The sequence below is a fragment of the uncultured Gelidibacter sp. genome (assembly GCF_947500795.1).
Taxonomy (GTDB): Bacteria; Bacteroidota; Bacteroidia; order Flavobacteriales; family Flavobacteriaceae; genus Gelidibacter.
The window spans coordinates 760,917-774,264 of the sequence record NZ_CANMTE010000001.1 but is presented as its reverse complement, the minus strand read 5'-3'; the positions used below and the strand labels follow the sequence as shown (position 1 = coordinate 774,264).

The window sequence follows — 13,348 nt, the reverse complement described above, 5'->3', positions numbered from 1 at the left end:
AATAGAATCTTTTATTAATTATTAACATTTGTTGCATAATGCAAAGGTATTGTTGATTTTTGGGCCTTTAAACAACAATAATGAATTTAGTACATACCATTTCTTCAGAGACTTTAGAATTATCTACAATAAGCGATATTCTGTTCTATAACAAAACCTTGGAACTTTCAGAGGAATCGATTTCCAAAATAAATACGTGTAGAGACTATCTAAATAACCGAATGCTTGAGCAGGATGATCCTATTTATGGTATCAATACCGGATTTGGATCTTTATATAATGTGAAAATTTCTAAAGATAAATTAACACAACTACAAGAAAACTTGGTCATGTCTCATGCGTGTGGCATTGGAGATCAGGTGCCAAATGCAGTTGTTAAGTTGATGTTATTGTTAAAAATTCAGTCGTTAAGTTATGGCCATAGCGGTGTACAGCTTGAAACGGTACAGCGTTTGGTCGATTTTTATAATAATGATATCCTGCCAATAATATATACTCAAGGTTCATTAGGCGCCTCTGGAGACCTTGCACCTTTGGCTCACTTAGCGTTGCCATTGATAGGGAAGGGTGAAGTCTTTCACGACGGTAAAGTAAAGCCAGCTTCTGAAATTATGGAGCAATTTAATTGGCAACCTATTACTTTGTTGTCTAAAGAAGGGTTGGCCTTATTAAATGGAACGCAATTTATGAGTGCGTATGGTGTGCACTTATTATTGAAATCATATAAACTTTCTTATTTAGCCGATTTAATTGGCAGTATTTCTTTGGATGCTTTTGACGGAAGAATCGAGCCATTTAATGAATTGGTACATTTAGTACGACCTCATAATGGGCAACTAAAAACGGCAGAACGCGTTCGGGAATTTTTGGACGGCAGTCAGTTGATTTCTCAGCAAAAGCAACATGTTCAAGATCCGTATTCGTTTAGATGCATTCCACAGGTGCATGGCGCAACCAAGGATACTTTGGAGTTTATCCATAAAACCATAAAAACTGAAATCAATTCAGTCACCGATAATCCAAATGTGTTTGTTGGAGAGAACGAAATTATATCTGGTGGTAATTTCCACGGTCAACCATTAGCCTTAGCTTTAGATTACTTAAAGATTGCAATGGCAGAACTTGGAAACATTTCCGAAAGACGAATCTACCAACTCATTTCAGGCTTGCGTGGATTGCCAACATTCTTGGTTGATAATCCTGGATTAAATTCCGGATTTATGATTCCGCAATATACTGCTGCAAGTATTGTCAGTGCCAATAAGCAATTGGCAACGCCTGCAAGTGTAGATTCTATTGTGTCCTCTAACGGGCAAGAAGACCATGTGAGCATGGGTGCCAACTCTGCAACTCAAGCCTATACCTTAGTGTATAATGTAGAAAAGATTTTGGCAATCGAATTGCTGAATGCTTCACAGGCCATCACATTCAGAAAACCAACAACATCTTCACCATTAATAGAAGCGTTTTTAAATAGTTATCAAAGTGAAGTGCAATTTGTGACTCAGGATTTAATTTTTCATGATCTCATGAAGAAATCGGTGCAGTTTATCACTGATTTTTCAATAGAAAATGAGTTGTTGTTTGATTAATTAACATTCTTGTTTACCACTGACATTGTCAGTTCGAGTGATTTTTGAGGGACGAAAAAATTGTATCAAGAACCGTGCAATAATCGAGATGGATTCTCGATACAAATTTCACTCATTACAATCGTGAAATTCACTCGAATTGACAAAGGCTGTGCAATGTCAGTTCAAGTGATTTTTGAGGGACGAAAAAATCGTATCGAGAACCGTTCAAAAAGCGCAATAAATTCTCGATACAAATTCCACTCATTTCAATCGTGAAATTCACTCGAATTGACAAACTGAAGAAGCTAATTGTGGGTTTTAGAAAATCACACCAGTACAATAGATTTTGTCCAAGACACAGCATCTTCCAAATTGTCAAATATTTTAAATGGTTTTGAAGAAAATAACATCTCCACTTCAGCATTTGATTTGGCTTTATAATCATTGGACACCACTACAAAAGCTCGGAGATTCTTGATTTTTGAAGTTTCAAAATAGACAGAGGGATCTACGGCATAAGAATTAATGCGATGCGTGATGTACACAAATTCGCGATTCCTAAAATAAGTATCTACAATATTCACCAGTACAGTGTTATGTTTCGGCATAACTGTAATACCAGCATCAATAGTTACAATAACATAACTCTCGTGGATTTGAATTTCGCAAAAGTCTAATTTTAAAAAATCAATCATATCTGAAGTTAAGAAATAATTGGGCAAAACCAAAAAAAAAGCATCTATAATTTATAGATGCTTTTTTATAATGGAATAAAGACTATTCCGATTTTGTCTCTTCCTCAGGCTTTTCAATAGATATTACTAACTCATTGGTTTTTGCATCCAAATCCATAGTAATAGTGTCGCCTTCATTGATGTGAGCGGTAATGATTTCTTCTGCCAAAGTGTCTTCAACATACTTCTGAATAGCACGCTTTAATGGTCGTGCACCATATTGTTTGTCGAATCCTTTCTCTGCAATATAATCCTTAGCCGCTGGCGTTAATTTAAGAGCGTATCCTAAATCTTTAATACGCAATATCAATTGTGCCAACTCAATATCAATAATCTTATCGATATCTTCTTTCTCTAAAGCGTTAAATACCATCACATCGTCAATACGGTTCAGGAACTCAGGAGCAAATGCTTTTTTAAGGGCATTTTCAATGATGCTTCTTGAGTTGTCATCGGCTTGGGCAACTTTAGCTGCTGTTCCAAATCCGACGCCCTGACCGAAGTCTTTCAATTTACGAGCTCCAATGTTGGAAGTCATGATGATAATGGTGTTTCTAAAGTCAATCTTTCTACCAAGACTATCAGTTAAATAACCATCATCCAACACTTGCAACAACATATTGAACACATCAGGATGCGCTTTTTCAATCTCATCCAATAAGACAACAGCGTAAGGTTTACGTCTGATCTTTTCCGTTAATTGTCCGCCTTCTTCATAGCCTACATATCCTGGAGGTGCACCTACAAGTCTTGAAATAGCAAATTTTTCCATGTATTCACTCATATCAATTCTGACGAGTGCATCTTCACTATCAAAAAGTTGCCTTGCCAACACTTTGGCCAACTGCGTTTTACCAACACCTGTTTGACCTAAAAAGATAAACGAACCAATTGGCTTGTTAGGATCTTTAAGTCCGGCACGATTACGCTGAATGGCTTTCACCACTTTGGCAACAGCTTCATCTTGGCCAATTACTTTTCCTTTGATGAGTTCTGGTAATTTTGCCAGTTTATTACTTTCAGTTTGTGCAATTCTATTTACCGGAATTCCAGTCATCATAGACACTACATCAGCAACATTATCTTCAGTAACCGTTTCTTTATGAAGCTTGGTTTCTTCTTCCCATTTTTCTTGGGCTGTAGCCAATTCTTTTTCTAAACGTTTTTCATCATCACGCAATTTGGCGGCCTCTTCATATTTCTGCTTCTTAACCACAGAGTTCTTGGTCTCTTTAACATCCTCTAACTGCTTTTCGAGCTCCAGGATTTTCTTAGGAACATCAATATTGGTAATATGGACTCGAGAACCTGCTTCATCTAAAGCATCAATAGCTTTGTCCGGCAAGAAACGCTCGGTCATATACCTATTGGTCAGTTTTACACAGGCTTCAATAGCTTCTGGCGTATACTGCACGTTGTGATGTTCTTCGTATTTTCCTTTAATGTTATTAAGAATTTCAATGGTTTCTTCAACAGTTGTCGGTTCCACGATTACTTTTTGGAAACGACGTTCTAAAGCACCATCTTTCTCAATATACTGTCTGTATTCATCCAACGTTGTTGCACCAATACATTGAATTTCGCCTCTTGCTAAAGCAGGTTTGAACATGTTTGAAGCATCCAAACTTCCTGTAGCACCACCAGCGCCAACAATGGTATGGATCTCATCGATAAAAAGAATAATGTCATCATTCTTTTCCAACTCGTTCATTACAGCTTTCATACGCTCTTCAAACTGTCCTCGGTACTTGGTTCCGGCTACTAAACTTGCCAAATCCAAAGTGACAACCCTTTTATTGAAAAGGATTCTGGACACTTTACGTTTGATGATTCTAAGCGCTAAACCTTCAGCAATGGCAGATTTACCAACACCAGGTTCTCCAATTAGTAATGGGTTATTTTTTTTACGTCGACTCAAAATCTGTGAGACGCGTTGTATTTCTTTTTCTCTTCCTACAACAGGGTCAAGTTTCCCTTCTTCGGCCATAACTGTTAAATCACGACCAAAGTTGTCTAAAACGGGTGTTTTAGATTTCTTCGCACCTTTCGAGGTGGATTGACCGAATGGATTCTGTTTTGAAACATCATCCTCATTCATGTCATCATCTGAAAACGACTCTGCTTTAGGAGATTCCGTATAGTCATCATTATTAGTTATCATAGACTTGAATTGTTCTTTTACGTTATCATAATCCACTTTAAGCTTATTTAAAAGCTTGGTAGTAGGATCATTTTCATTCCTTAAGATGCACAATAATAGGTGTGCCGTATTAATAGCGGTGCTCTGGAATAACTTCGCTTCTAGGAAGGTCGTTTTCAGTGCACGCTCTGCTTGCCTGGTAAGATGCAAGTTTTTCTTTTCGTTTGATAGGGCAATATTGCTAAGGTTTGCCGGACTTAAGATCTCCACTTTACGTCGTAAGTGGTTTAAATCGATTTCTAGCGCGCTTAATATGTCAATAGCTTTACCATTGCCATCTCTTAGCAATCCTAGCATTAAATGTTCTGTTCCAATAAAATCATGTCCTAACCTTAAGGCTTCTTCCTTGCTGTAGGCTATAACATCTTTGACTCTTGGGGAAAAATTATCATCCATAGTAAAATCCTTTCTGCATTAAAAATAGTAAAAACAACCGTATTAGGGCAAAAACTATTCCTTAAATGTTTTATAGTTGCTAAGTGACAAAAAAAACTTCACAATTTCAAAATATTTAACGAGATACTTATCAAATATAAAAGATACGGATTTGTTAATAAAAAACACCAAAAATCCCTCATTAAAGTGGCATTATAACTCATGAAATGGTTATCTTAGCACGATTTGAAAACCTAGAAAAATCTAATTAATTTATATATGGCAGAAGGAGAAAAATTGATTCCTATCAACATTGAAGATGAAATGAAATCGGCCTACATTGATTATTCAATGTCGGTCATTGTGTCACGTGCGTTACCAGATGTTAGAGATGGACTGAAACCAGTACACAGACGTGTGCTTTTTGGCATGCATGAACTTGGAATAAGGTCTAACACAGCTCATAAAAAATCAGCAAGAATTGTTGGTGAAGTATTAGGTAAGTACCATCCACATGGAGATACCTCAGTTTATGACGCAATGGTACGTATGGCTCAAGAGTGGAGTTTGCGTTACATGTTAGTTGATGGGCAAGGGAATTTTGGTTCAGTAGATGGCGATAGTCCTGCAGCAATGCGTTATACGGAAGCACGTATGCGTAAGATTTCAGAGGACATGTTGGCAGATATAGAAAAGGAAACTGTTGATCATAAGTTAAACTTTGATGACACCTTACATGAGCCAACGGTTTTACCAACAAGAATCCCTGGACTGTTAGTTAATGGTGCATCTGGTATTGCTGTAGGTATGGCTACCAATATGCCTCCTCATAATTTAAGTGAGGTTGTTGATGGTATTATTGCTTACATCGATAATAAAGATATTGAAATCGACGAATTGATCACCCATATTAAAGCACCTGATTTCCCTACAGGTGGAACCATTTATGGTTATGACGGGGTTATTGAAGCCTTTAAAACTGGTCGTGGTCGAATTGTAGTTAGAGGAAAAGCCAATATTGAAGAGATTCAAGGGAAAGAGTCCATTGTTGTGACTGAAATCCCTTATCAAGTCAATAAAGCCGACATGATTAAGAAAACGGCTGATTTGGTAAATGAAAAGAAAATTGATGGTATTTCAATGATTCGTGATGAGTCAGATAGAAACGGGATGCGTATCGTTTATGTTTTGAAACGTGATGCGATTCCTAATATCGTTTTAAATACCTTATATAAATACACCGCTTTACAGACTTCTTTTAGTGTTAATAATATCGCCTTGGTTAATGGGCGTCCACAATTATTGAATTTAAAAGAGCTGATTCACTATTTTGTGGAGCACAGACATGAAGTTGTTGTAAGAAGAACTACTTACGAACTTCGTAAAGCTGAAGAGCGTGCTCATATTTTAGAAGGTTTAATTATTGCTTCTGATAATATTGACGAAGTCATTGCGTTAATCCGTGCGTCTTCTAATGCAGATGAAGCTCGCGAGAAATTAATTGAACGTTTTAAACTTTCTGAAATTCAAGCGAAAGCTATTGTTGAGATGCGTTTGCGTCAATTGACAGGTCTGGAGCAAGATAAATTACGTTCAGAGTACGAAGAGTTAATGAAAACTATTGAAGATTTGAAAGACATTCTTGATAAGAAAGAACGTCGTATGCAAATCATTAAAGATGAATTAGCTGTTATAAAAGATAAATATGGTGATGAGCGTCGTTCTTTAATTGAGTATGCTGGAGGCGATTTGAGCATTGAGGATATGATTCCTGATGAGCAAGTGGTTATTACAATCTCTCATGCTGGTTACATTAAACGTACCTCATTAACAGAATACAAAACTCAAAATAGAGGAGGCGTAGGTCAAAAAGCGTCGACTACTCGTAATGAGGATTTCTTAGAGCATTTATTTGTTGGTACCAATCACCAATACATGTTGTTCTTCACCCAAAAAGGAAAATGTTTCTGGATGCGTGTTTATGAAATTCCAGAAGGGACTAAAACATCTAAAGGTAGAGCCATCCAAAACTTGATCAATATTGAACAAGATGATAAGGTGAAAGCGTTTATTTGTACTGAAGACCTTAAGAATGAAGAGTACATAAACAGTCACTATGTTATTATGGCGACTAAACAAGGTCAGGTTAAGAAAACATCTTTAGAGCAATATTCTCGTCCAAGAACAAATGGTATCAACGCCATTACTATTAAGGATGACGATATTTTATTAGAAGCAAAATTAACTACTGGAAACAGTCAGGTGATGTTGGCTCTTAAATCTGGTAAAGCAATTCGTTTTGAGGAAGCAAAAACGCGTCCAATGGGAAGAAATGCTTCTGGTGTAAGAGGTATAACTTTAGCGCATGATAAAGACGAAGTAATTGGAATGGTTACCATTGAAAACCCACAGGAAGAATCTGTGTTGGTAGTGTCTGAAAACGGATACGGTAAGCGTACCTATATTGACGATCCAGAAGATGGGGAAGCAGTTTATAGAATTACCAACAGGGGTGGAAAAGGTGTGAAGACCATTTCTATTACTGAGAAAACTGGAAGTCTTGTAGCAATCAAATCGGTGAGTGATGATAATGATTTAATGATTATCAATAAATCAGGTATTGCTATCCGTTTAGCTGTTCAGGATTTACGGGTCATGGGTCGTGCGACACAAGGTGTGAAATTGATTAATTTAAAAGGAAACGATTCAATCGCAGCAGTTGCTAAAGTGATGAAAGATGAAGAGGATCCATTAATTGAGGAAGCCTTGGATGAGCTATCAGAAAATGATGGTGCTACAGATAATGGCACAACTCTTGATAATACAGAAGACGAAATCAATAATTAACAATTAATCCTAATATTTAAACAACTAAAAATGAAAAAACAAGTCACAGTCGCTTTAGCACTTTTAGTAGGTTCTTTTTCCTTCGCGCAAAAGAGTGAACTAAAAGATGCCGAAAAAGCAATAAAGAAAAACAATTATGCAGAAGCGAAATCTGCAATAAACGCTGCAGAAGCTTTAATAGCTAATGCTGACGATAAGTTAAAAGCAAACTTTTACATCTTAAAAGGACAAGCGCTTTATGCTAACGGTACAGGATCAAACGCTGATATTGATGCCGCTATTGAAAGCATTGAAATGGTAGAGAAAGTAGAAGGAGCTAATGGTAAATATGCTAAAGATGTTGCCGATTTAAAGCAACAAATGTTAGCGAGCTTTGTATCTAAAGGAACTACAGCTTTAGAAAACAAAAACTACGCTGCATCTTCTAGCGGATTTGAAAAAGCTTACAGATTGTCAAGTAAAGACACTGTTTATCTTTACTATGCAGCTGCAACAGCTGTAAATGGTCAAGATTATGACAATGCTTTGAAACATTATGAGAAGCTTAAAGAATTAGGCTATGTTGGTGTTGAAACTGAATATGTAGCTGTTAACAAAGAAACTGGTGTAGAAGAGCCATTTCCTTCAAAAAGCTTAATGGATATTTCTGTAAAAGCTGGGTCGCATATCACGCCAATGGTTAGAAAAACAGATTCTAAGAAAGGAGAGATTGTTAAGAATATCGCTCTTATCTATATGACTCAAGGTAAAGATGAAAAAGCAATCGCAGCAATGAAAGATGCGAGAAAAGCTAATCCTGATGATGCAAGTTTGATTATTTCTGAAGCTAACATGCAATTGAAAATGGGTAACAAAGATGAGTTTAAAAAACTTATTGAAGAAGCTTTGGTAAATGATCCTAACAACCCTGAATTGTTATTCAACTTAGGTATTGTTTCTGCTGAAGCTGGAGATACTGCTGCAGCTAAAGGTTATTATGAAAAAGCATTACAACTTAAGCCAGATTATACTGACGTTCATAACAACATGGCAGTTTTAATCTTGAGTAAAGAGCAAGCTCTTATTGAGGAAATGAATGCACTTGGTAGTTCAGCAGCTGATAACAAAAAATACGATGAGTTAAAAGCGGAAAGATCTAAGTTATATGCAGAGGCTGTTCCTTATTTGGAAACAACTTTAAAGTTACGTCCAACAGATTTACAAGCGGCTAAAACATTAGTAAACATTTATAGCGCTTTGGGTGATACTGCAAAGATGAAAGAAATGAAACTTAAAGTGGATGCTTTAGAAGGTGGTCAATAAGACACTGAAAATTATAAGTAAAGAAAAAGGCTATCTGAATTAGATAGCCTTTTTTTTATATGATTTTTTTAATGACGCGCAGCTTATGGGTGTGCATTTTAGTATCTACATTATAAATACCTGAATGATCTATACGGTCAATGCGGACTTTACCGTAGGCATGGATAATATAATTGTCCTGCATGATAATTCCAACGTGGATAATCTGTCCTTCGTTATCGTCAAAAAACGCCAAATCGCCAACTTCACTTTCTTCAATAAAACTTAATGCTTCACCTTGCTTTGCTTGTTGCTCGACCGCACGAGACAATGTATAGCCATTCAGTTTATAGACCATCTGCGTAAAACCTGCAGCATCAATACCAAACGGTGTTTTGCCTCCCCATAAATAAGGTGCATTACGATACATAAAAGCCGTATTTATGACATTCGATTTTGGTAGGACACCAATTATCGTTTCCCCGTCATAAGAATGGTTTAAAAAATTGAGAGCAGCCAGGGAAGATCCTAGCGGAATTGTGATTAATTGGTTTTGATTATCCTGTACAAATTCAAGTAAATCAGCAGAAAGCTGTGAAGGCTTTTCTACTAAAGATTCATAATCTGTTTCAGAGATTTCTAAATATTGGTTATTGTCAATCCAACCTTCAAATTGATCAAACGTTAAACGGATTTTACTCCACTTTTTTCGTTGTTCAACAACCTTAAAAATTTCGCCATAAAGTACCTGGGATAAAAGTTCAGCAGTATCAGCAGGTTCAATTCTTAAAGGGACGATGCTTAAATTGGCAATTCCGTATTGCATAAAGGTGAAATGGTCTTTTGACTATTTTGATGGATTATTCTGTTGTTTGTAAAAAGTGTTCCTAATTAAAAATCACTTTTAAGCACGTTCAATAACAATCGCTGAAGCACCACCACCACCATTACAAATGGCTGCTGCACCAAGCTTAGCATTGTTTTGCTCTAATACATTCAACAATGTAATAATAATCCTAACGCCAGAACACCCTAATGGATGGCCTAAAGAAACGGCACCTCCATTAACATTCACATTACTATCATTAAGTCCTAAAAGTTTCATGTTCGCTAAACCAACTACAGCAAAAGCTTCATTAAACTCAAAGAAATCGATATCATCTATAGAAACTCCAGCTTTATCAAGCGCTTTTGGTAAGGCTTTAGCAGGAGCAGTAGTAAACCATTTTGGTTCATGGGCCGCATCAGCATATCCTTTTATAGTAGCCAATGGTTTTAAGCCTAATTCATCAGCTTTTTCTCTGCTCATTAAAACAACAGCGCCAGCACCATCATTAATAGTTGAAGCATTAGCAGCCGTCACAGTACCATCTTTTGTGAACGCAGGTCTTAATGACGGAATTTTATCCATCCTTACATTGGTATACTCTTCATCTTTTGAAACTACAATAGCATCTCCACGACGTTGAGGAACCTCTACAGGTACAACTTCATTATCAAATTTTCCTGCTTCCCAAGCTGCAGAAGATCTTTCATAAGATTGAATGGCAAACGCATCCTGATCTTCTCTGCTAAAATTATATTCGGTAGCACATGCATCGGCACAAACGCCCATCGCATTTTCATCATAAGCATCCACCAATCCGTCTTTTTGCATGCCATCTATTAACGTAGCAGGACCAAATTTAGAACCCGTTCTTGCATGTAAATAATGAGGAATCAAACTCATGTTTTCCATACCACCGGCAACAATTATATCAGCATCTCCCAACGCAATTGCTTGGGCAGCTTGCATAACCGCTTTCATACCAGAAGCACATACTTTATTGACTGTTGTACAAGGTACGGTATCTGGAATTCCGGCATAAAGAGCCGCCTGGCGGGCAGGTGCTTGTCCTGTTCCTGCTTGTACAACATTACCCATAATCACTTCTTGTACCAACTCCGGATTTAAATTGATTTTATCCAATGCGCCTTTAATGGCTACGGCTCCTAATCTGGGTGCTGTAACTGTTGATAAGGCTCCTAAAAAACTGCCAATTGGAGTTCTTGCTGCTGATACAATAACGACTTCTTTACTCATTTTAAATGGGTTTTGATTTGATTAACGCAAAATTAAACATTTTTTAATTGATTTGGGAATGAAACCTCACGTTAAACCCACAAATCCTTTAATATTTTATTACTTTTGAAGGACAATTGAGACGACTTTGATGAAAAATCTTATTAGTAAGTGGTACAAGAATCATGCGCTTATTTACAAAATCCTCCTTTTTATAGGAACTACTTTTTTGATTGTTTATCTCTTTCCCAAGAGTGGTAAATTCAAATATAATTTTGATAAAAATAAACCGTGGCAATCTGAAAATCTTTATGCGCCATTCGATTTTGCGATTCAAAAATCACCCGAAGAGTTAGAAAAGGAAAAATCTGCTGTTGTAGAAAACAGTACGGTCTATTTTGATCTCATTGAAGAGGTGAAGGATTTTGTGTATGAAGATTACAATAAAAAGTTCAATGCAACCTTTGATGATTCACTAGGAAGGAAAAAGACCGAGCTCTATAGGATTGGAAAATTGGTTTTGGATGACATTTATAAAAACGGTGTTCTCGAAGAAGACTATAACTATCCTAATGACAAGAACGTCATTTTATTAGATGGCCAAAATCAAGTTGCATCAACCACTTATTCCGAACTCTCTAAAATTGAAGCTTTCAGGGTACTTTTGGAAAAGCAGTTGGAAGATAAGAAGAACGCTAATTTTAGTCCCGTTTTTGTATCCCTGTTTTTTGATCTGATAGAACCTAATCTAAAGATCAACAAATCGATAACCGAGAAAGCCTTAAATGAAGAACTCGATAAGATTTCCGAAACGCGCGGAAATATAGAACGTGAAACGCTCATCATTGCTAAGGGCGAATTGGTTGAAGGCCATAAATATGACGTTTTAAAATCGCTGGAATCAGAGTACCAGTCGCAAGTTTGGAGTTCTTCCAATTACACTTGGGTAGTAATTTCCTATTCAATTTTAGTAGCGTTAACGCTGTTAATGCTGTTGTTATTTCTAAAGAAATACCGGACAGATGTCTTTTTAGACAACACGAAGGTCACCTTTATATTTTTCAATATTTTTTTAATGGTATTGCTTACAACACTTATAGTAAAATACAATGCCAAATATGTATATGTGGTGCCGTTATGTGTGTTGCCATTGGTGTTAAAGGCGTTTTTTGATGCGCGATTGGGCTTGTTTTCGCACGTATTGACCGTACTCTTATTAGGATTTGTTGTTCCTAATAGCTATGAATATATGTTTTTGCAGATTACCGCTGGGATTGTGACCATTCTTACAGTGTCAGAATTGTATAAACGTGCCAATTTATTTATATCTGTAGGACAGATTACGCTCATTTATATCATTACTTATTTTGCATTTTTCGTGATCCACGAAGGCAGTATTATTGACCTCAATTTTGAAGCTTTTGGGATGTTCATTTTATGTGGATTGGCGATGTTGTTCGTGCAACCGTTGATTTATATTTATGAAAAACTCTTCGGATTGGTGTCGGATGTATCGCTATTAGAACTTTCAGATACGAATGCAAAGCTTTTAAAGGAATTGTCCAATAAGGCTCCGGGCACTTTTCACCATAGCTTAAACGTAGCCAATTTAGCGGAAGCGTCAGCTAATGAAATTGGAGCGAACGCCATGTTGGTTAGGGTGGGAGCGCTGTATCATGATATTGGGAAAATGAAAAATCCAACTTATTTTACAGAAAACCAATCGACGGGACTGAATCCACACGATGAATTATCAGCACAAGAAAGTGCCTCCATTATTTTCTCGCATGTGTTGGATGGCATTGAAATTGCTAAAAAGAACAATTTACCAGACCGCGTTATCGATTTTATTAGAACGCATCACGGCACGAGCCTCGTGTATTATTTCTATATGAAAGAAAAGGAAATTGACACAGCCACGGATGCGGCCGATTTTAGATATCCTGGTCCAAAACCTTTCAGTAAGGAGACTGCGATTTTGATGATGTGCGATAGTGTAGAGGCAGCTTCAAAAAGTTTAAAAGACCCGTCATCGACAAAAATCAATCTATTTGTGGAGAATATTATTAACAAACAAATGGAGGATGGACAGTTTTTAAATGCCAATATTACCTTTAAAGAGATCGAATCCATCAAGAAAATTTTAAAAAATAAATTAGCTAACATCTTCCATCTCAGGATAGAATATCCGGAATAAAAAAATTTCTTTAAAATTTTTAAAAAATAGTTGTTTTCTTTGGAATGATGGGCTACATTTGCATCCGCATTTAAGGAT

General features: G+C 36.6%; 8 protein-coding genes. 4 read left to right on the top strand and 4 right to left on the bottom strand.

The features are described from left to right. Nucleotides 1-80: 80 nt before the first annotated feature. On the top strand, nt 81-1,592 hold the full coding sequence (gene hutH, locus Q0947_RS03400) for a histidine ammonia-lyase (RefSeq protein WP_299391417.1): 1,512 nt from the start codon (nt 81-83) through the stop codon (nt 1,590-1,592). A gap of 308 nt (nt 1,593-1,900) precedes the next feature. Here hutH and Q0947_RS03395 read toward each other — a convergent pair whose 3' ends face one another. Beyond that, nucleotides 1,901-2,269, bottom strand: coding sequence for a hypothetical protein (locus Q0947_RS03395; protein WP_299391415.1), 369 nt, complete (start codon nt 2,267-2,269; stop codon nt 1,901-1,903). 82 nt (nt 2,270-2,351) lie between these two features. Continuing rightward, nucleotides 2,352-4,904 (bottom strand): ATP-dependent Clp protease ATP-binding subunit, encoded by a 2,553-nt coding sequence (locus Q0947_RS03390; protein WP_299391412.1) that lies wholly within the window; start codon nt 4,902-4,904, stop codon nt 2,352-2,354. Nucleotides 4,905-5,162: 258 nt separating this feature from the next. On the opposite strand from Q0947_RS03390, the gene gyrA reads away from it, so the two are divergent. Together gyrA and Q0947_RS03380 are read left to right on the top strand one after the other, a co-directional pair. After that, the gene (gene gyrA, locus Q0947_RS03385) at nt 5,163-7,730 is read left to right on the top strand and encodes a DNA gyrase subunit A (protein WP_299391410.1); all 2,568 of its coding nucleotides are present in this window, start codon (nt 5,163-5,165) and stop codon (nt 7,728-7,730) included. Between the two features lie 30 nt (nt 7,731-7,760). Further along, nucleotides 7,761-9,032 (top strand): tetratricopeptide repeat protein, encoded by a 1,272-nt coding sequence (locus Q0947_RS03380; protein ID WP_299391407.1) that lies wholly within the window; start codon nt 7,761-7,763, stop codon nt 9,030-9,032. Nucleotides 9,033-9,087: 55 nt separating this feature from the next. Here Q0947_RS03380 and Q0947_RS03375 read toward each other — a convergent pair whose 3' ends face one another. Next, nucleotides 9,088-9,837: a C40 family peptidase gene (locus Q0947_RS03375; RefSeq protein ID WP_299391405.1), complete on the bottom strand. Its 750-nt coding sequence runs from the start codon at nt 9,835-9,837 to the stop codon at nt 9,088-9,090. Between the two features lie 78 nt (nt 9,838-9,915). Then, a complete protein-coding gene (locus tag Q0947_RS03370; protein ID WP_299391402.1) occupies nt 9,916-11,094 on the bottom strand; it encodes an acetyl-CoA C-acyltransferase in 1,179 nt (392 codons plus the stop codon). 130 nt (nt 11,095-11,224) lie between these two features. Here Q0947_RS03370 and Q0947_RS03365 point away from each other — a divergent pair, with 130 nt between their 5' ends. Continuing rightward, the gene (locus Q0947_RS03365; protein ID WP_299391400.1) at nt 11,225-13,270 is read left to right on the top strand and encodes an HDIG domain-containing metalloprotein; all 2,046 of its coding nucleotides are present in this window, start codon (nt 11,225-11,227) and stop codon (nt 13,268-13,270) included. The last annotated feature ends 78 nt before the right edge of the window (nt 13,271-13,348 follow it).